Origin of the sequence: Candidatus Accumulibacter sp. ACC012 (assembly GCF_907163155.1) — a bacterium.
GTDB classification, from domain to species: Bacteria; Pseudomonadota; Gammaproteobacteria; order Burkholderiales; family Rhodocyclaceae; genus Accumulibacter; species Accumulibacter delftensis.
The window spans coordinates 87,081-106,227 of record NZ_CAJQUC010000017.1; the positions used below are offsets into that span (position 1 = coordinate 87,081).

A 19,147-nucleotide genomic window follows, 5' to 3' on the forward strand; every position below is an offset into this window, starting at 1 on the left:
AGACTGTTTGTCACGTCTTCTCCCCCATAACCAATGCTCGGCATGCCAACGCGGCCACACTTCACTCACGGCTCACGTTGCGAGAAACGCCTCGAGCGCTCAGGCGCTCCCGGCCGCAGACATTGTGCCAACACTAGCCGCCAAAAGGCAATTCGAGACCCAGACCACGCTCACGTGCAAGCGCCTCGAGGCGGACGGCCAGCGCCAGATCCTGAACGGCCATGCCCTGTGATTCGAAGAGCGTGATCTCGGCAGCCGTCGAACGTCCCGGCTGCCGACCACAGATCACGTCCCCGAGTTCGACCAGGGAACGCGCCTGCAGGCGGCCTTTCTCGAACAAGGGCAAGAGGTCTCCGGCTTCACAAAGAGCCGTCTGAACACTGTCAACGATGATCGCCGAACAACGCTTCAGAACATCTTCGCCGATTTCGCGGCGAATCAGCGAATTGGAGCCGGCGCCATTGATGTGCGTTCCCGGCGATAGCCAGTCGGCATGGAACAGCGGCGTCGATGCGGTGGTGACGGTACTGACAATATCGCTACCGCGCACCACCTCTTCGGGCGACGTAGCCGCGACGACTTCGATACCGAGACGGTCTGCCATGCGCGTGCAAAATTCAGCCAGTCGATCAGCGCGACGGGCGTACACTTTGACGAGTCGCAACTGCCGTACGGCGGCAATTGCCTCAACATGCCCCTCCGCCTGCCAGCCGGCACCAAAGATACCCGCGACCTGCGCATCGGCTCGGGCCAGGAAGCGGGTGGCGACGCCGGCAGCGGCAGCGGTACGCATCATACCCAGGCGGTCAGCCTCGATCACCGCCCGCAGGCGGCCGGTCGAGGCCTGGAACAGGTGGACCAGAAAGCGCACACCCGAGCGGTTGCTGGTATAGGCCTTGTAGCCAATGGCATCGAGCTGTGGCAATGCCCCCTGCAGGATATGCAGCGTCGTTTGCGGCAGGCGCGTCCTCTGCCGCGGCACATCGCAGGCCGCCGTGGTCGAAAGCTGGCGATGCGCAGCCTCGACCGCCGCCAACGCCAGCGGCATGGTCAACAGCTGCTCAACCTCTTTTTCAGTCAGGAACAGAGCCATTTTGTTCTCGCATCCGTAACACGCGTAATACTGGCGATTTGACGCTACGCAAACTTGTCTTGCCCGCAACATCAAACTCGCAGAAAGCCTGCATCGCCGATTCTACCGGGAAATGGCCTGCGCCAATCAGCACAAGGCAATGGCCAAGAAAAAAGGCAGACCGCAGTCTGCCTTTTTTCTTGGCTGGACTTCAGCCAGATCGCTGCGCCTAGATCAGCTTCTTGATCAGCTTGCCCATTTCCGACGGATCGCGAGTCACCGTGAAGCCGCACTCTTCCATGATCGCGAGCTTGGCGTCAGCGGTATCTGCGCCGCCGGAGATCAGCGCGCCAGCGTGGCCCATGCGCTTGCCTGCAGGAGCGGTAACGCCAGCGATGAAGCCAACGATCGGCTTCTTCATGTTCGCCTTGCACCACACAGCAGCATCGGCTTCGTCGGGACCGCCGATTTCACCGATCATGATCACCGCATCGGTATCAGGATCGTCGTTGAACAGACGCATGATGTCGATGTGCTTGAGACCGTTGATCGGGTCGCCACCCGTACCCACGGCGGTGGTCTGACCAAGACCGATTTCGGTCAGCTGGCCAACGGCCTCGTAGGTCAGAGTGCCGGAACGCGAAACCACGCCGATGCGACCCTTGCGGTGGATGTGACCGGGCATGATGCCGATCTTGACTTCATCCGGGGTGATTATGCCAGGGCAGTTCGGGCCAAGTAGCAGGGTCTTTTTGCCGCCGGCGGCTTCACGTTTCTTCATCCGGTTGCGAACCATCAGCATGTCGCGGACCGGAATGCCTTCGGTAATGCAAACCACCAGATCAAGGTCAGCTTCGACAGCTTCCCAGATCGCGGCAGCCGCACCTGGCGGCGGTACGTAGATCACCGAAACAGTGGCGCCAGTCTCGGCAGCAGCGTCCTTGACCGTGCCAAAGATCGGGATACCCATCAGGCTCTCGCCGGCTTTCTTGGGGTTGACGCCGGCAACGAAGCAATTCTTGCCGTTGGCGTACTCCTGGCACTTCTCGGTGTGGAACTGCCCGGTCTTGCCGGTCATGCCCTGGGTGATGATTTTGGTGTCTTTGTTGATCAGAATCGACATGTTGGCTCCTTACTTGACCGCAGCAACGATCTTGGTGGCGGCATCAGCCATTGAATCCGCAGTGATGATTGGCAGACCGGAATCGCTCAGGATCTTCTTGCCGATATCTTCGTTGGTTCCCTTCATACGCACCACCAGCGGGACCGCGATGTGTGTTTCCCTGGCTGCCGCAACAACGCCGGTGGCGATGGTGTCGCAGCGCATGATGCCACCGAAGATGTTGACCAGAATTCCCTTGACCTTGGGATTCTTGAGCATGATCTGGAACGCCGAGGTGACTTTTTCGGTGGTTGCGCCACCACCAACGTCGAGAAAGTTGGCTGGCTCGGCGCCGAAGAGCTTGATGGTATCCATGGTCGCCATGGCCAGACCCGCACCGTTCACCAGGCAGCCGATATTGCCGTCAAGCGAAATGTACGAAAGATCGTGCTTGGATGCCTCGAGCTCGTCAGGGTCCTCTTCGTCGAGGTCGCGGAAAGCCATGATCTCGGGCTGCCGATAGAGCGCATTGGAGTCGAAGTTGAATTTGGCGTCGATGGCCTTGATGTTGCCATCACCTTCAAGAATCAGCGGGTTGATCTCGGCCAGCGAGGCGTCGGTTTCCATGTAGCACTTGAAGAGCCCCTGCAGCGCGTTGACAGCGCTGTCGACCGATGCGGCGGGAACGCCAATGCCGGTAGCGAGTTCAGCTGCCTGCTTGGCGCTCAAACCTTCCTCGGGGTCGACGAAGACCTTGAGGATTTTCTCGGGGGTATCGTGAGCGACCTTCTCGATATCCATACCGCCTTCGGAAGAGGCCATTATCGCCACCGTCTGCGTCGTACGATCGGTCAGCGCGGCAACGTAGTACTCCTTGCGGATATCGGCACCCTCTTCGATCAGCAGGCGGCGGACTTTCTGGCCAACCGGACCGGTCTGGTGCGTCACCAACTGCATGCCGAGAATCTGGCCGGCAAACTCGCGGACTTCGTCCAGCGACTTGGCGACCTTCACACCACCGCCTTTACCACGACCGCCAGCGTGAATCTGGGCTTTGACGACCCAGAGATTGCCTCCCAGGGATTCGGCTGCCTTGACCGCTTCATCGACGGATTGGCAGAAGACCCCGCGCGGAACGGCAACGCCGAATTTCTTCAGGAGTTGCTTACCCTGATATTCGTGAATTTTCATGCGCTTTCCTTGCTTGAGTTAAGGTTGCGAAGTGTAACCAGTGGAACGAGTGGAACGAAAGTAACGAACCGCAGGCAGAGTATCCTACCCGGGCTTCTGGCCACGGTACCAGCGCGGGTAATAGCGCCGAACCGCGTCCGAATGCGACTCCAGCGCGTGGCAACGATCAAGCTGATAGGGCTTGTGCCCGCTATCGTCGCTGTCGCGCACGTCACTGGCGAAGGTCTGCAGCGCCGCGGTCGGCAAGAAGCTCACCAACTCGCTGATATGCGAGCAACCACGCGTGCTGCGGAAGAGATTCTTGACTGCCGTCCGGAAGCCATGAAAGAGATTGAGGCCGATCAGCTGCGAGTAATCGGGAGCAATCTGATCGCAATATCCGCTGTACGGCATCGCGTCGATACAGGCCGACGCATCCAGAATATTCATCTGGGCATCAATGACCACCCGCACCGAGATGTCGTGCACCGCTTCACCTCGCTTGCGCAAGCCCGACGACAGCGGATAGTCGTGATCCTTGAAGTCCACCAGTCGTGCCTCGATATCCCAACAACCATCATTACGCTTGTAGCCGCCGAGCTGGACGCTGCGGACGTGCATACGGGTGCGTTCGGCAGTGGGTGCGGGCAGCGGCATCAAGAATCCTGAGGGGATTTGCGAGCCTGTGAAAGCCTCGCAGCGGGCAAGCAATTCTACACCAAAACCCTTCCCGGGTCTCGGCGCAATTCATAATTATGGCTGCCAGAACGGCGCAAGGACCCGGCGACCTGGCACTCAAGGCACAGGCAGGAACTCCCGCCACATGAACGAGAGCTCCTGCCTCGGTCGCTTCAGGAGACCAACAGACGCCTGGCCTCTGCCAGACCCGCCGAGAGCATGGCCAGATCCTGCGGCACGTTGCTCTTCAGCTCGTCAATCACGGCACTGGCCTGCTCGGTAGGCTGCATGGAGCCGCCCAAGACCTGCTGCAAGAGCTGCTGGCGAAGACCGGTCAACTCGGCCGAGAGCTGGGCACGTGCTCGTGCCTGCCAGCGGTTGCCGGCTGGAAGTCGATTGATCGCCGCACTCAGCCAGTCCAGGTCGAGCTTCTCGGCCAGTTCGCGGAGTGCGCCGGCAACCTGAACCAAGGGGAAGGCACAGGCACGCGCAAGATTCACCAACTCGAACGCGGCGACGATCTGCGCACGCGCTTCGAGCAGCGCTGTAAGCCCCTGCGCCCCGCTCCCAGCGACCCGAATACGGTCCATGCAGTCGACCACCGCGGGCCGGTACTCGGCGACCATTTCGCCAATCGAAGCACCGCCGACATGCTGTGTCACCAGCAGCCGAGTTGCCGCGCCGGTCATCGTCCGCAGCTCGACCATCAGGGCCATCTGCGCCACCGCGTCGATTGCCAGGTCCAGGGATTCGACATCGCGCCATAGTGATTCCGCATCGAGCACGCTGCTGGCGGCGTACCAGGCGCCGGCGACCTGCTCCGGTGAAGCGCCGGTCTCGTCGCTGACCTCCATGACGAAGATCGTCCCCATGCGGTTAACCAGACGATTGACCAGCTGGGTGGTGATGATGTCACGCTTCAAGGGGTGCGCTGGCAGCAAATCGCTGCACTGTCCGAGCACAGCGGCAGGGAAGTAGTTCACCAGCAACTCGTAAACGTCCTTGTTGTCGGGCAGCTGCGAAGCCAGAATGGCTTCCTTCAGGGTGATCTTGGCATAGGCCAGGAGAACCGAGAGCTCCGGTGCACTGAGGCCGCGCCCTTGCTGCGCACGCTCGGCCAGGCGCTTGTCGTCAGGCAATGACTCGATGGCGCGGCGCAAAGCACCTTTCGCTTCGAGAGTGCGGATGAAACGTCCGTGCGCTTCGATCAGCTCAACGCCCGCCGCCGCTTCAAGCGCAATCGCCTGCGTCTGCTGATAGTTGTCGGCCAGCACCAGGCGCCCGACCTCGTCGGTCATCGAGGCGAGCAGGGTGTCGCGCTGCTTGCCGGTCACGTCACCACGACTGATCAGGCCGGCGAGCAGGATCTTGATGTTGACCTCGTGGTCGGAGCAGTCCACCCCCGCCGAGTTGTCGATGGCGTCGGTGAAGATGCGGCCGCCGTGCAGCGCGAACTCAATACGGCCGGGCTGAGTCAGCCCGAGGTTGCCGCCTTCACCAATCACCCGCGCCTGCAGTTGACTGGCATCGACCCGCAAAACGTCGTTACCACGATCATTGGCTTCCTGATGACTCTCGCTACTGGCCTTGACGTAGGTCCCGATACCACCGTTGTAAAGCAGATCGACCGGTGCCTGCAGGATGATCTTGATCAACTCGTGCGGCGGCAGCTGGATCGCTGCAGTACCCAGCCACGAACGCACTTCTGGCGACAGTGGAATGGCCTTGGCGCTGCGCGACCAGATGCCGCCGCCCGTGGAAATCAGCGCCGGGTCGTAGTCCGCCCACGACGAACGCGGCAGCGCGAACAGCCGCTGCCTCTCGGCGTAGCTCGGTGCCGGATCCGGATTCGGATCGAGGAACAGGTGGCGGTGATCGAAAGCGGCGATCAGCCTGATTTGCGGCGAGAGCAGCATGCCATTGCCAAAGACGTCCCCCGACATGTCGCCAATGCCGACGACCGTGAAGGGCTGCGTTTGCGTATCCAGCCCCAGCTCCCGGAAATGCCGTTTGACCGCTTCCCAGGCGCCGCGGGCGGTGATACCCATTTTCTTGTGGTCGTAACCCACCGAACCGCCTGAGGCGAAAGCATCACCAAGCCAGAAGCCGTACTCGATGGCGATGCCGTTGGCGATGTCCGAAAAGGTCGCCGTCCCCTTGTCGGCGGCGACCACCAGATAGGCGTCATCACCGTCACGACGGCGCACGCCGGGTGGCGGAACGACCTGGCCGTCCACGAGGTTGTCGGTCAGATCGAGTAGACCGCGGATGAAAGTCGAATAACAGGCAATCCCTTCGGCCTGGAAAGCTTCCCGGTCGCTGACCGGTGGCGGCCGCTTGCAAACGAAGCCCCCTTTCGAACCCAGCGGAACGATCACCGCGTTCTTGACCATCTGGGCCTTGACCAGACCAAGCACCTCGGTACGGAAGTCTTCCATCCGGTCAGACCAGCGCAAACCGCCACGCGCCACCCGCGCACCGCGCAGGTGCACCCCTTCGACCCGATCGCTGTAGACAAAGATCTCGTAGAGCGGCTTCGGCTCGGGCAGGAAGGGGATATCGCGCGAGGAAAGCTTCAGTGACAGGTAGTCGCGTGCCTTTCCGTCAATGGCTGACTGGTAGGCATTGGTGCGCAGGGTGGCTTCGATCACCGTCTGCATGGCGGCGAGGATGCGGTCGTCGTTGGGATTGCTGACCTGCAGCAAGGCCGCGCTCAGTTCCTCGGAAATGGCTTTCGCACGCGCGTCGTCTGCCGCCGGCGAGAACAGCGCTTCGAAGAGGTCGACCAGAGCACGGGTAATGCTGAAATGGGTCGCCAGACATTGCTCGATGTAGGTCTGGCTGAAGGGCAGTCCAGCCTGCAGCAGATACCGGCGATAGGCGCGCAGAATGCCGATCTGCCGGCCGTTGAGACCAGCGAGCAGGACCAACCGGTTGAAACCGTCGTTCTCTGCTTCGTTGCGGAGCAGGCTTTCAAGCAATTCGACGAAGGCTCGCCGCGTGCTGTCGTCGTCGAGTGCCGCCGGGTCAGGCAGCTGGACAGCGAAATCAGCGAGGTGCAGATCACTCTGTGGCAACTTGAACGGTTGCTCCGAAAGTACCGTCAGCCCGAGGTTTTCGAGAATGGGCAGGATCGCCGACAGCGGTCGCGGGCGACCGCGGCGGAACAGTTTCACGTGCTGGTGCGAACCGTCATCACCTTGCGCGGCGCTAAGCTTCACTTCGACCCGGCCGCTGCTTTCGGCCGCTTCCAGACGCTCCAGGTCGGACACCGCAGAAGCGGGCGTGACACGCTCCTGATAGAACTGCGGCAATTCGGAACCGTAGCGGCGCAAGAGGGCATTGCCCCGTTCCTCGCCATAATGCCCGATGAGATTGTGTTTCAGTTCGTCGGCCCAGCCACGAACGATGCGCGCAACCTGCCTCTCGATGGCCTGTGCATCGTAGTCGTAGGTGGTGCCAAGCGGCGTGTGCACGATGAAGTGAATGCGCGCCAGCCGAGATTCGCCGAGCATGATAAAGAAATCGACACTTTCGGCAAGCAGCGTTTCGTTAAGCAGCGCCGAAATTCGTTTGCGCAAGCGGGTATCGAAATGGTCGCGCGGCATGTACACCATCACCGAAACGTAGCGCCCCCAGGCGTCGTTACGCATGAAGACGCGCACCTGCTCGCGTTCGTGCAGCGAAACGATGCCATGTGCAGCGGCCATCAGGTCGCCCTGCGCGATCTCGATCAACTCATCGCGGGGATAGGTTTCGAGGACATTGAGCAGGGTTTTTTCGCGGTGACTGCGCGGGATAAAGCCGATGGCTTCCCTGACTGCAGAAATCTTACGCCGCAGGATCGGAATGTCGGTTGCCGCCACGTGATAGACATGCGCCGTGTACAGACCGACCAGAGCACGCAGGCCGATGACCTGGCCGCCAGCGTCATAACGCTTGACGCCGATGAAGTCGAGGTAGGCCGCACGGTGAACAGTCGAACGCGCGTCGGTCTTGACCAGGATCAGCGGCGAGGGATCTCCGGCCAACGCAGCAACGGCGCCCTGAAATCCGGCCAGGCAATGGCCAAAGCCTTGGTGGTCGGCGTGACGGAGGATACCGAGTCCGCTGTCCGCAACGCGCGCGAGCGTGCCGCTTTCCGGGCTGACGAGGTAGTCGGCATAACCGAGAAAGACGAAATTGTTGACCCCGATCCAGCGCAGATACGCCCCTGCTTCATCGCACTCTGGACCCGGAATGGTGATCATCTCGTCGTACGCTTGTTGCATGCAGCTCTGTATGGCGGCGACATCTTCGACCGCCGCGCGCACATCGAGGAGACCGCTGGCGATCTCCTGGCGCAGCCGTTCAAGCAGCTGTCCGTCGCCAACGCGGTCGATCTCGAGGTGGATCCAAGATTCCGGCTGGCTGCCGGTGGCACCGCGCGGCAAAGTGTGTTGCAACTGCCCCTCCACGTTTCGCTCGGTGGCCAGCAGAGGATGCAGCAAGCGATGGATGACCAGACCATGACGGTACACGACCATGGTGATCGAATCGACCAGAAAGGGCATGTCGTCGGTCACGACATCGATCACCGTGTGCGGCGAATGCCAACCGTGGCGGTCAAAATCCGGAGTGTACAGAGCGACAGCGGCTTTCCCCGGTGGCCGCGCGTCGCCCAGGCGAAAATGCTGGACAGCTGCACCGAGGAGATCTTCCGGGCTGGCGTCACTGGAGTCGCTCAGTTCGCCATCACCGAAGTAGCATTCGAGGTACTCGTTGATGCGCGCGGGCAGATTCTGCTGCTCCGCGATCTCGCGCAGGTTGCGCCGCAGATTGAGGGTGGATTCATTGGTCAATACCATGCCGCTCTCCTAGTTTATTTATTCATCCAGTGCTACTCAGCCCGGCTTGACCGGTCTTCAGAAAAGGCAAGCTACGCCTGAACTGTGCAAGTGAGAGCGCGCTGTCCGCGCACCTCTGCGGCGCGGCAGACACTGCTCCGGTGCGCAACAGCAGCCGGCGCTTCTGCAAGCCAGCTGACAAACCATCGGGGAAGCAAGCGGGCACCAAACCGAAGCACGGTGCCGCCATCGTGCAAGCCCCTTGGCGCTGAAGGAAGCGCCAGCGTAGCCAAGGCGCATGCGACACGAGGCTGCTTATCGATACAGGTTGGCGCGAGACGACCCTGCCCGCAGCCACGAGTGGCATCAGCCACCAACGGATCAGTACTCCCAGACGCTGCGCTGCAGTTCCTTGCCATCCTGCGTCTGGGTCAAGGCCAGCGAGGCAAGAGTCTGTGCCTTCTGAGGATTGAGGCCCTGCGTAATCACCACCGCATCGACCTCACTCTGCTCGACGAGCGCCGTCACGCGCTTGGCGAGAGTCAGCAGATGGTCGTTGGTGAAACTCTCCGAAACGATCTGGAAAACCTGCTCGCCGAGCACATTGGCAACCGCCTGCAACTGCGGAACGGCGGCAATGAGCTGGTCCACCGGCACCTTGGCGGCCTGATAGGTAGCGCCGCTGTTGGTGACATCGGCATCGGCACCGGTGATAGTGCCGCCAGTGGCGAAGATGACGATGTTCGGCTTCGCGGCCGCCAGCGACGCAGCACTGGGAACGAGCAGTGAAACGACGGTTACCAACCAGCTTGCAAGCGCCTTGTTCAAGATGGGCTCCTCCCTCAGTTGCCATTCCGAAGACCGTACGGACCCCGGGCGATGCGCCGTTAATCGAAGGCTTTGTCGTTTGGCGCCTTGTAAAGTTCCTTCATGGCATCGGACAGCGGAAAGTTGAGGTTCAGACCTTTCGGCGGAATCGGCTGCAGGAACCATCTGGCGTAAATCTTCTCTGCCTCGCCGGAGGTCATGGCCTTGGTCAGCGCGCGATCGACGACATCCTTGAAGGGCACGTCATCCTTGGGCAGAATACAGCCGTAGGCCTCGAACGATTGCGGCGTGCCGACCACTGCCCAGTCCTCGGGCTTCTTGGCTTTGGCCAATTCCCCGTAGAGCAGTGCGTCATCCATCATGAACGCGGCCGCGCGCCGCGTTTCGAGGATCAGGAACGCCTCACCGTGATCCTTGGCGGCAATGATACTCATGTTCATTTTCTTGCTGTCGTTCATCTCGCGCAGTAGACGTTCCGAGGTCGTTCCCTTGGTGGTGACCACGTTCTTGCCCGACAGCTCAGGGAAATCCAGGACCCCGGAGTCCTTCTTGGTCAGAAGACGCGTACCGATGATGAAAATCGTCGTCGAGAAGCTGACCTTTTTCTGGCGTTTGGTGTTGTTGGTGGTCGAACCACATTCGATGTCGACCAAGCCGTCCACGACCATTTCCAGGCGGTTCGACGAAGTAACAGGCACCAACTTGATTTCGATTGTGGCCATCTTCAGGTCCGCCTTGATCGCCTCGACCACCTTCAGCACCAGATCCTGTGAATAGCCGATGACCTGCCGCTCGCCGTCATAGTATGAGAAGGGAATCGAGGCTGCCCGATGGCCGAGCGAGATCACGCCGGTATCCTTGATTTTCTTCAGCACCCCCACCAGCTCGCGGGGCTGCGCCTGGGCCTTGGGCTGGGCCTTGTTGGACTTGCTCTGTGCCTGGGACTTGCTCTGCGCCTCGGCCATGGCGGGGGAAGACAGCAATACAGTCGCCAAAGCTACTGCGAAAAGTAGGCCGTTTGAATTTCCGATCACCTTCATGCCTCGCTCAAACCCCCTTCCGCTCTAGCCAAACAAATTTCTCTTCGGGCCTATTCCCGGTGAAATCATTGTGGCACGACTTGCGCCGGGATCCTAGCGTTGCTCAGGTCGTTGAAGCGTCAGCGGATTGACCGACAGGCGCGGCGTCGGCGTAGCGACACCTCCTCTGCTGCACCGCCGAGACGGCGACCACTGCCTGGCGAACAGTACAGAAGCCTTACAATTCCCACCGTGCCACCCTACGATAAGAGAAAACGCCCGATGAAGCCCGCGAGCATCTTCTACAGCATCCGCCCGAGCCACCCGGAGGCGCACATTTTCGAGGTGCGCTGCACGCTGGCTAACGCCGACCCAAGCGGCCAGCGCTTTTCCCTGCCCGCCTGGATCCCCGGCAGCTACCTGATTCGGGACTTCGCGCGCCACATCGTGTCGATCCGCGCCGAGTCTGTGGGCAAGCCAGTACGTCTCGACAAGATCGACAAGCACAGCTGGCAGGCCATGCCGATGGGCAAAAAACTGTCCGCGCTGACGGTGATCTGCGAAGTCTACGCCTGGGACCTTTCGGTACGCGGCGCGCACCTCGACCAGACACACGCTTTTTTCAACGGCAGCAGCGTTTTTCTGCGCGCCCTTGGTCACGAGCATCTACCCTGCCTGGTGGATATCCAGCGGCCGCTTGGCAAGCGCTATCGCGACTGGCGTGTGGCGACCGCGCTAGCGCCTGCCGAAGGCGAAAAAGGTGCCGCCGACCGGCACGGCTTCGGCGTCTACCGTGCTGCCAACTACGCGGAATTGATTGACCATCCGGTGGAGATGGGCGGCTTCACGCTGGCTACGTTCAGCGCTTGCGGAGTGCCGCAGGAGGTAGTCATCAGCGGGCGCCACGACTGCGACCTGGCACGGCTCACGGCCGATCTGACGCGCCTTTGTGAATGGCAGATCCGATTTTTCGGCGAGCCCGCACCAATGCCGCACTACCTGTTTCTGATCACCGTCATCGACGACGGCTACGGGGGTCTCGAACACCGCGCCTCGACGGCGCTGCTCTGCGCCCGCGACGACCTGCCCTACCCGGGCATGCAGGGAACGCCCGAGCGCTACCGCACTTTCCTGGGACTGTGCAGCCACGAGTACTTTCACAGCTGGAACATCAAGCGTATCCGCCCCGCCGCATTCACCGCCTGCGATCTCGATGCAGAGAACTACACCACACTGCTGTGGGCCTTCGAAGGCTTTACCTCGTACTATGACGATCTGGCGCTGCTGCGCTGCGGCTTGATCGAACTGGAGGAGTGGCTGGGATTGGTCGCGCGAACGATCGACAAGGTCCTCCGCGACCCGGGCCGCAAGCGGCAAACGCTGGCCGAGTCGAGTTTCGACGCCTGGACCAAGTTCTACCGACCGGACGAGAACACACCCAACGTGGTGGTCAGCTACTACGCCAAGGGCGCTTTGGTCGCCCTGGCTCTGGACCTCAGGCTGCGTGCCGGCACCAGGAACCGGGTATCGCTTGACGACGTCATGCGTGCGCTCTGGCTACGGCACGGCGAACGCGCTGCTTACGGCGGCGTCGGTGTCGGTGACGATGACATCCGCTTGCTCGCCGAAGAGCTGTCCGGCCTCGACCTGGCGCAGTTTTTCGCCACGGCGATACACGGCACAAGGGAACTCGCGCTGGCGCCACTGCTGAAACCGTTCGGTATCCAGCTGTTACGCCAAAAAGCGTCGACAACGCCGACGCTTGGCGCAAAAATCAGCACTGACGGCCGGGAAGTGCGCCTGGCGACGGTGTACGCAGGAAGCCCTGCTCAGACAGCCGGTCTCTCGGCCGGCGACCTGTTGATAGCCATCGACGGCCTGCGGGTTACGGCCGATTCTCTCGAACGCCTGTTGTGCCGGCGGCAAGCGGGCGAAAGCATCCGCGTACTCGCTTTCCGACGCGACGAACTGATGGACTTCTCGCTGCGCCTCGAATCGCCAGCCAGCGACAAGCACCAACTGGTCGTAAAAGAGAAGCGCAATGTCCTGCGCGAAGGCTGGCTAACGATCATGTCAGTCGAGATACCCCGGATGATGAAAGTCATGACCGTCCCCCCCCTTCCCCCGGCCCTTCTCCCGCAGGGGGAGAAGGGAGGTTCGTGAGTCGCATACGCGACTTTCGCATTAAGGGTCATGGCATCTCGATATACCCCATGATCATTGGAGTCATGGCCGCCCTCCCGCATTTGCAGTGCGCATCCCGGTTGCGGGGCGCCAGCATTCTTCAACCCACCTATACCCCAGGCACCGACGATGACCCAACTTAGCGACCTTCGAAAAAGCTACGAGCGTGCCGAACTCAGCGAGGAGGCGTCGCATGCCGACCCCGGCGAGCAGTTTTCGAAATGGCTCGCCGAAGCGATTGCTGCACAAGTACCCGAGCCGAATGCGATGACCCTGGCCACGGTCGACAAGCGCATGCGCCCGTCCACACGGGTCGTCCTGATCAAGGGCTTCGATGCGCAGGGCATCACCTGGTTCAGTAACTATGAAAGCCGCAAAGGCCGCGAGTTGGCCGCCAATCCCTGGGCCGCGCTGCAGTTCCACTGGGTCGAACTGGAGCGCGTCGTGCGTATCGAAGGCCGGGTCGACAAGATCGGCGAAGCAGAAAGCGACGCCTACTTCGCCAGCCGCCCGCTCGACTCAAGAATCGGCGCCTGGGCCAGCCCGCAAAGCCAGGTTATTTCCAGCCGCGCGGTGCTGGTCGCCAACGCCGCTCGCTATGGCGCCAAGTTTCTGCTGCAGCCGCCGCGCCCGCCGCACTGGGGCGGCTACTGCCTGCAAGCGGATTGCTGGGAGTTCTGGCAAGGGCGCAAGAGCCGCCTACACGACCGCTTGCGCTACCGGCTTGGGAGTGATCAGCAATGGATTCGCGAGCGACTCGCTCCCTGACTACCGAGGCGCGGAAATTTAGTAAGCGCAGCGACTCCCGGCAAGCGCGCGCCGACGGTTGCGCCATCAGCCCTCACGGCAACCCGCCTCGGCCTATTCGGCACGCGGCGCAACCTGCTCCCAGGTGCCGGGACACTGGGTCACTACCGGGTAGTAGGCAGCGAGTTCCCGGCAGTAATACCAATAGCCGGGCTCGAGCGCCTGGCCGCTCGCCGCTGCAGAGACCTGCTCCCTTTCGACGTAAACCACCGGAGGGGGAACGTTGATGACTGGCGGATAGACTGGCTGCGGATAGTAGACTGGCGGACCCCACGGCCAACCCCAGCCAAGGGGGGCGCCAAAATAGACCCCCACAGAGCCACCTCCATAGCCCCTGCCCCCGTACCCTCCCCGGTATCCGCCGCGATAAGGGCCGCGATAGCCACCGCCACCACCGACGACCACAGCGCCGACCGCCGGATAGGCGCCACGCCCACGGCCATCGGCAAGAACGGTGTTCGGTTGCACGAAGGCCAGCAGCAACAGCGCGCCGATCACGGTTTTCATGGAATCGTCTCCAATTATGATGATTTTCCAGAGCGCTGGCCGGCAGTCGCAGGATTGCTTGCCGGCCCGATAGCGATGCCGGCCTGGAGAAGAGGCAACGCTTGGCTCTTGACGATGATTCGATAGTAACGCAGCAGCCGCGACACGGCTGACAGGCTGACCACCTTCCCCATCTTCAGATCACGAAGACACCTCGTCCTGCGGCCCAAGAACTGCCTCGACAATAGCTCGTGTCGCCGTACAGCGCCATTTTATTTCCAGATCGTAGAGACGAAAGCCGTACTGGCGCAGAGGATCTGCTGCGTATGCCGGACGCGGATCCTGTGCCAGGACCTCGCGCAACAGGGCCGCCAGATCCGGCCAGCGCCGCTCGTGGAGAGACACCTGGGCCGCCGCCTGCGCACTGAACTTGACGGCCAGTTGCTGCGGCGGCCCAGCGACGAAACCGGCGCGTGCGGCCGCTTGGCTCTCGGCGAAGGGGATGTACGGTTTGATATCGAGAACCGGAGTACCGTCGAGCAGATCGACGCCGCCGAACGTGAGCAGCACGCCGTCGCACGTATCGATCGCCAGCAACTCGACCAGCGACAAGCCCAGAGGGTTGGGGCGAAAAGGGCTACGACTGGCGAATACGCCGACCCGCGCATTGCCGCCAAGGCGCGGCGGACGAACCGTCGGGCTCCATTGATCGGCACTGCGGTGGAAAACGAAACTGAGCCAGACATGCGAGAACGCCTCCAGCCCACGCACCGCTTCCGCTCGATCATATGGGCGCAGCAAGCGCAACTGGCCGCGGGCATGGGGCGCCAGCTGCGCCTGCCGTGGAATGCCGAAACGATCGCGAAACGGCGTTGCTAGAAATCCGATCGGAGAAAAGCTGAACTCAGGCACCGCAAGGCTCCACGCCAGCCCTGGTAGCGCGCAGAAATCGAGAACGCGCGACGCGCGCCTGGCACGCGCTGCCGCTGGCCACTGTCGACTAGCTGTCGACCAGCGCCAGCGCGTGCCAGGCCATCGCCTGCACGACGCTCTCGGCTTCGCCGATCGCAGCGCCCAATTCAAAATGCGCCTGCGGATGGCTACACCGCAACTCGTCGAGCAGCAAGGGCACATCGCGTTTCAGATGTCCGCCGCGGGCGATGAACATCGGCAGCACGACGATCCGTTCGAAGCCCTCGGCGAGCAGCGACTCGGCACAGTCGCGCAACTCGGGCTTCATGAACTCCAGGAAAGCCAGTTCGACGCGCCGATGGGGAGCCTGTGCGCGAAGGACGGCGCAGACGCGGTGCATGGGATCGGCCCAGTCGGGGTCACGTGCGCCATGAGCAAAAAGGATCAGAGCGGTCTTGGGCATAGAGCTTGTCTCGAAGAGGTCACGAACGTCACGGGCGTTCAGTGTACACCGGCCAGGGCGGCAATTTGGTGAGCGTGATCGACAACATGATCGGCGCCCCAGTTCTCTATCGGGTCGCCATCTCCGAGATAACCATAGCGCACGGCCACGGTTACCATGCCCGCGGCACGGCCAGCCTGGATGTCACGCAGATCGTCACCGACGTAGAGGCAACTCTCGGGACGCCTGGCAAGCAGCGAGCACGCCAACTGCATCGGGTGTGCTGCCGGTTTGGCGCGGCGTGCCGAATCGCCGCTGACGACACAGGCTGCGCGTTTGGCGTAGCCAAGCCGGGCCAGGAGCGGCAGGGTGAAGCGCTGCGCCTTGTTGGTGACGATACCCCATGGCGAACAGCGCCCCTCAAGTCCGTCAAGGAGTTGCTCAATACCCGGAAAGAGCGTCGTTTCGACACAAATGTCCTGACTGTAGTAGTGCAGGAAGCGATCGTAGAATTCTACGTAGCGGGCATCACTCGGCAGCATCGCGAGCCCGCCCTTGAGCATGCCCCGTACGCCCTGCGAGGTCAAAGGGCGGAGTTGCCCTGGCGGCACCGGCGCCATCCCCAGATCGGCACGCAAACGGTTGAGGGCGGCGGCCAGGTCGGGCGCGGTATCGGCAAAAGTGCCGTCAAGATCGAACAATACCGCTTCAAACATTCTTCACGCTGTGCAGGAGGTAGTTCACGTCGGTGTCGCTGCCCAGCGCGTAATGCTTGCTAAAAGGATTGTAGGTCATCCCACGCAGCTCATCCGGATCGAGACCGACATTTCGCAGCCAGCGCGAGAGCTCTGACGGCTTGATGAATCTCGCATAGTCGTGGGTACCCTTGGGCAACATCTGCAGCACATACTCGGCGCCAATCACCGCAAACAGGTAGGCTTTCGGATTGCGGTTGATGGTCGAGAAAAAAACATGCCCGCCGGGTTTGACCAGAGCCGCGCAAGCGGCGACGGTGCTCGCCGGATCGGGGACATGCTCGAGCATTTCCATGCAGGTGACGACGTCAAAGCTGCTGCCCTGCCGGGCAGCCAGCTCTTCGGCAGAAATCTGCCGATAGTCGACCTGTCGACCACTTTCGAGCAAATGCAGTCGGGCCACGCTGAGCGCCTTGTCGGAAAGATCGATACCGGTCACCGTCGCGCCCTTCTCGCACATGCCTTCGGAAAGTAGTCCACCACCACAACCGACGTCGAGCACACTCTTGCCGGCGAGCTGGCAATGACCGTCGATCCACTCCAGGCGCAAGGGGTTGATGTCGTGCAAGGGCTTGAAATCGCTGTTCGGGTCCCACCAGCGATGGGCTAGCTGGCTAAATTTCTCGAGTTCGTTCGGGTCGGCGTTGATCATTGTGAAGCGGTTTCCCTAACAAAAGGCGGGCAGCAGGTTCTAGTGCGCGACCTTCGTGGCGCGCAAAAGCAAGTGCGCAGTGCCCGGGCGCAGCAACAAAAAAGCCCTGCCGAAGCAGGGCTTCTTCCGTAACACAAGCGGATTACTTGGTGCCGATGAGTTCGATATCGACACGACGATCAGGCTGCAGGCAGGCGATGACTTTCGCGCTCTTGGCACCGGCGCACTGGCCAGGCTGAGTCACGGGCTGCTTCTCGCCCTTACCTTCGGTGTAGACGCGGTTGGCTTCGACACCCTTGCTGACCAGATAGCTCTTGACCGACGCGGCACGCCGCTCGGACAGTTTCTGGTTGTAAGCGTCGGAGCCGATACGATCGGTGTGACCAACGGCGATGATCACTTCCAGCTTGATCTGCTTGGACATGGCGACGACTTCGTCGAGCTTCGCCTTGCCGGCCGGGCGCAAGGTTGCCTTGTTGAAGTCGAACAGCGCGTCGGCAGCGACAGTCACCTTGTCACCAGACGGCTTCGGTCCGGCGGCTTTGGCCATCGGCGGCTCGCAGACCTCCTTCGGCAGCAGATCCTTGTCGCACTTGCAGCCAGCCGGGTCCTTGGCTGCGCCTGCAGGCGTCCAGAAGCCGGTCCGCCAGCAGAGGCCGGCACCGCTCATCGCGACTTCACCGCGGGAGTCGATCACATAGACACGATCCAGGGGAATCGAAGTCTGTGCTTGAGCCAGCGAGGCGCCGAAGCCGAGAGTGGCGGCAGCGAACGCGGCCACGATGGTGCTTGTTCTTACAATTCTTTTCATCTAGGTTTCCCTCGTTAATTTAAGCCTGCGGAGCGGGTCCACATAGCCTGTTATGCCTCGTTGTTCACTGAACTCGTCACGGACGGATTTTATTTTGCCACAAGAGCGCCAGTTTTATCAATCCAGTTTCGTTGCTTTCAATCAGTTGCCCATCCTCGACGCGTATCCGACCAGCGACCCACACGGCAGAAACATGCTCTCGGCCTACAGCATAGGTGAGTTGTGAAACGGGCTCGTAACAAGGCGCAAGCACGAGATCGTCGAGAGCGACAGCGCATAGATCCGCCGCCTTGCCGGGCGTGATCGAGCCGATCTGTGCCTCGAGGCCCAGTGCCCTGGCGCCAGCGAGCGTTGCCATGTGCAGTACTTGATGGGCATTCAAGGCGTCGGCGCGGCCACTCTGTTGCTTGGCCAGCAATGCCGCCAGCCGCATCTCCTGGAAAAGGTCGAGGCGGTTGTTGCTGGCCGCGCCGTCGGTACCTAGACCGATGTTGATCCCTTTCGCCACCAATTCGCTAATCGGAGCAATCCCGCTGGCAAGCTTGAGGTTGGAGCTGGGGCAGTGTGCGAGCGAACACCCGTGCTGGGCGAGCAGGTCGATTTCGTGCGCCTCGAGGTGCACCCCGTGCACCGCGATCAGCGCCGGGCTCAGCAATCCCAGGCGACGGATGCGCTCGATCGGTCGCACCCCGAAGCGCTGCACGCTTTCCTCAATTTCCTGGCCGGTTTCATGCAGATGCAGGTGTATCGGCAGCTCGATCTGCTCAGCAAGCGTCAGCACCTTGGCAAAGCCGGCGTCGCTGACGGTGTAGGGCGCATGGGGCGCAAGGCAGAAGGACAGCAGCGGCTGTTCCAGGCGTTGGTCGCGGATGGCCAGCCCCTTGGCCAGATAGTCGTCCGCATCGGTCGCGTAGCTACTCGGAAAGTCGACCGTGATCAGGCCTATTGCGGCGCGCATCCCCGAGGCCAACGCGGCGTCGGCCGCAGCGCCGGGGAAAAAATACATGTCATTGAAACAGGTAATCCCGCCGCGCAGCATTTCGGCACAAGCCAGCAGCGTACCGTCATAGACGAACTGCTCCGAGACATGCTCAGCCTCAGCCGGCCAGATGTGATGCTGCAGCCACTCCTTGAGCGGCAGGTCGTCGGCAAGACCGCGCAACAGGCTCATCGCGGCGTGAGTATGTAGATTGACCAGTCCCGGAATCAGCACATGCTGTTCCAGCCGCTTGTGGCTCTTGGCCGAAAAGCGGCTCGCAGCCTCATCCTGAGGAAGGACGGCAAGGATGCGACCATTATCGACCACGACGGCATGATTTTCGAGAACCACGCCGGCGGGGTCGACCGGAACTATCCAGCGCGCCTCGATGAGCAGATCGACAACTTTCATGGGCAGGGTCGCC

The 19,147-nt window shown here is 61.6% G+C and carries 15 protein-coding genes and 1 pseudogene; 2 read left to right on the plus strand and 14 right to left on the minus strand.

All coding sequences use genetic code 11. From position 1 onward, the window contains the following. Positions 1–133: 133 nt before the first annotated feature. From QZ648_RS16925 to QZ648_RS16955, 7 genes and pseudogenes are all read right to left on the minus strand, one after another. On the minus strand, positions 134–1,093 hold the full coding sequence (locus QZ648_RS16925; RefSeq protein WP_291997745.1) for an ornithine cyclodeaminase family protein: 960 nt from the start codon (positions 1,091–1,093) through the stop codon (positions 134–136). 208 nt (positions 1,094–1,301) lie between these two features. Beyond that, the gene (gene sucD, locus QZ648_RS16930) at positions 1,302–2,195 is read right to left on the minus strand and encodes a succinate--CoA ligase subunit alpha (protein ID WP_169067072.1); all 894 of its coding nucleotides are present in this window, start codon (positions 2,193–2,195) and stop codon (positions 1,302–1,304) included. 9 nt (positions 2,196–2,204) lie between these two features. Next, complete coding sequence (gene sucC / locus QZ648_RS16935) at positions 2,205–3,365, minus strand: ADP-forming succinate--CoA ligase subunit beta (RefSeq protein WP_291997746.1); 1,161 nt, start codon at positions 3,363–3,365, stop codon at positions 2,205–2,207. Between the two features lie 84 nt (positions 3,366–3,449). Further along, positions 3,450–4,001: a DUF2889 domain-containing protein gene (locus tag QZ648_RS16940; RefSeq protein ID WP_291997747.1), complete on the minus strand. Its 552-nt coding sequence runs from the start codon at positions 3,999–4,001 to the stop codon at positions 3,450–3,452. A gap of 194 nt (positions 4,002–4,195) precedes the next feature. Then, on the minus strand, positions 4,196–8,869 hold the full coding sequence (locus QZ648_RS16945; protein WP_291997748.1) for an NAD-glutamate dehydrogenase: 4,674 nt from the start codon (positions 8,867–8,869) through the stop codon (positions 4,196–4,198). A gap of 447 nt (positions 8,870–9,316) precedes the next feature. Beyond that, a pseudogene (locus tag QZ648_RS16950) lies at positions 9,317–9,652 on the minus strand (asparaginase domain-containing protein); the annotation flags it as partial. 83 nt (positions 9,653–9,735) lie between these two features. Further along, a complete protein-coding gene (locus QZ648_RS16955) occupies positions 9,736–10,659 on the minus strand; it encodes a glutamate/aspartate ABC transporter substrate-binding protein (RefSeq protein ID WP_248595438.1) in 924 nt (307 codons plus the stop codon). Between the two features lie 318 nt (positions 10,660–10,977). On the opposite strand from QZ648_RS16955, the gene QZ648_RS16960 reads away from it, so the two are divergent. Continuing rightward, complete coding sequence (locus QZ648_RS16960; protein ID WP_291997749.1) at positions 10,978–12,858, plus strand: PDZ domain-containing protein; 1,881 nt, start codon at positions 10,978–10,980, stop codon at positions 12,856–12,858. 150 nt (positions 12,859–13,008) lie between these two features. Further along, complete coding sequence (gene pdxH, locus QZ648_RS16965) at positions 13,009–13,647, plus strand: pyridoxamine 5'-phosphate oxidase (RefSeq protein WP_169067076.1); 639 nt, start codon at positions 13,009–13,011, stop codon at positions 13,645–13,647. 93 nt (positions 13,648–13,740) lie between these two features. On the opposite strand, the gene QZ648_RS16970 is transcribed toward pdxH, so the two are convergent. The 7 genes from QZ648_RS16970 to QZ648_RS17000 form a co-directional block, all read right to left on the minus strand. Next, positions 13,741–14,193: a hypothetical protein gene (locus tag QZ648_RS16970; protein ID WP_291997750.1), complete on the minus strand. Its 453-nt coding sequence runs from the start codon at positions 14,191–14,193 to the stop codon at positions 13,741–13,743. 180 nt (positions 14,194–14,373) lie between these two features. Beyond that, a complete protein-coding gene (tsaA, locus tag QZ648_RS16975; RefSeq protein WP_169067078.1) occupies positions 14,374–15,084 on the minus strand; it encodes a tRNA (N6-threonylcarbamoyladenosine(37)-N6)-methyltransferase TrmO in 711 nt (236 codons plus the stop codon). Positions 15,085–15,172: 88 nt separating this feature from the next. Continuing rightward, positions 15,173–15,547, minus strand: a complete 375-nt coding sequence (locus QZ648_RS16980; protein WP_169067079.1) for a CbiX/SirB N-terminal domain-containing protein — start codon at positions 15,545–15,547, stop codon at positions 15,173–15,175. Between the two features lie 38 nt (positions 15,548–15,585). Then, complete coding sequence (locus tag QZ648_RS16985; protein WP_169067080.1) at positions 15,586–16,242, minus strand: HAD-IA family hydrolase; 657 nt, start codon at positions 16,240–16,242, stop codon at positions 15,586–15,588. Further along, the gene (gene ubiG / locus QZ648_RS16990) at positions 16,235–16,933 is read right to left on the minus strand and encodes a bifunctional 2-polyprenyl-6-hydroxyphenol methylase/3-demethylubiquinol 3-O-methyltransferase UbiG (protein WP_169067081.1); all 699 of its coding nucleotides are present in this window, start codon (positions 16,931–16,933) and stop codon (positions 16,235–16,237) included. Before ubiG ends, QZ648_RS16985 begins: the two co-directional genes overlap by 8 nt. Positions 16,934–17,075: 142 nt before the next feature. Continuing rightward, positions 17,076–17,744 (minus strand): OmpA family protein, encoded by a 669-nt coding sequence (locus QZ648_RS16995; protein ID WP_169067082.1) that lies wholly within the window; start codon positions 17,742–17,744, stop codon positions 17,076–17,078. A 76-nt stretch (positions 17,745–17,820) separates the two neighbouring features. Continuing rightward, positions 17,821–19,134: a TRZ/ATZ family hydrolase gene (locus QZ648_RS17000; RefSeq protein WP_291997751.1), complete on the minus strand. Its 1,314-nt coding sequence runs from the start codon at positions 19,132–19,134 to the stop codon at positions 17,821–17,823. Positions 19,135–19,147: the final 13 nt, after the last annotated feature.

Coding starts and splice junctions, on each gene's coding strand:
- QZ648_RS16970 (WP_291997750.1), bottom strand. CDS start 14,193: ATGAAAACCGTGATCGGCGCGCTGTTGCTGCTGGCCTTCGTGCAACCG.
- QZ648_RS16985 (WP_169067080.1), bottom strand. CDS start 16,242: ATGTTTGAAGCGGTATTGTTCGATCTTGACGGCACTTTTGCCGATACC.
- sucC (WP_291997746.1), bottom strand. CDS start 3,365: ATGAAAATTCACGAATATCAGGGTAAGCAACTCCTGAAGAAATTCGGC.
- QZ648_RS16995 (WP_169067082.1), bottom strand. CDS start 17,744: ATGAAAAGAATTGTAAGAACAAGCACCATCGTGGCCGCGTTCGCTGCC.
- QZ648_RS16945 (WP_291997748.1), bottom strand. CDS start 8,869: ATGGTATTGACCAATGAATCCACCCTCAATCTGCGGCGCAACCTGCGC.
- QZ648_RS16940 (WP_291997747.1), bottom strand. CDS start 4,001: ATGCCGCTGCCCGCACCCACTGCCGAACGCACCCGTATGCACGTCCGC.
- pdxH (WP_169067076.1), top strand. CDS start 13,009: ATGACCCAACTTAGCGACCTTCGAAAAAGCTACGAGCGTGCCGAACTC.
- QZ648_RS17000 (WP_291997751.1), bottom strand. CDS start 19,134: ATGAAAGTTGTCGATCTGCTCATCGAGGCGCGCTGGATAGTTCCGGTC.
- QZ648_RS16980 (WP_169067079.1), bottom strand. CDS start 15,547: ATGCCCAAGACCGCTCTGATCCTTTTTGCTCATGGCGCACGTGACCCC.
- QZ648_RS16960 (WP_291997749.1), top strand. CDS start 10,978: ATGAAGCCCGCGAGCATCTTCTACAGCATCCGCCCGAGCCACCCGGAG.
- sucD (WP_169067072.1), bottom strand. CDS start 2,195: ATGTCGATTCTGATCAACAAAGACACCAAAATCATCACCCAGGGCATG.
- QZ648_RS16925 (WP_291997745.1), bottom strand. CDS start 1,093: ATGGCTCTGTTCCTGACTGAAAAAGAGGTTGAGCAGCTGTTGACCATG.
- ubiG (WP_169067081.1), bottom strand. CDS start 16,933: ATGATCAACGCCGACCCGAACGAACTCGAGAAATTTAGCCAGCTAGCC.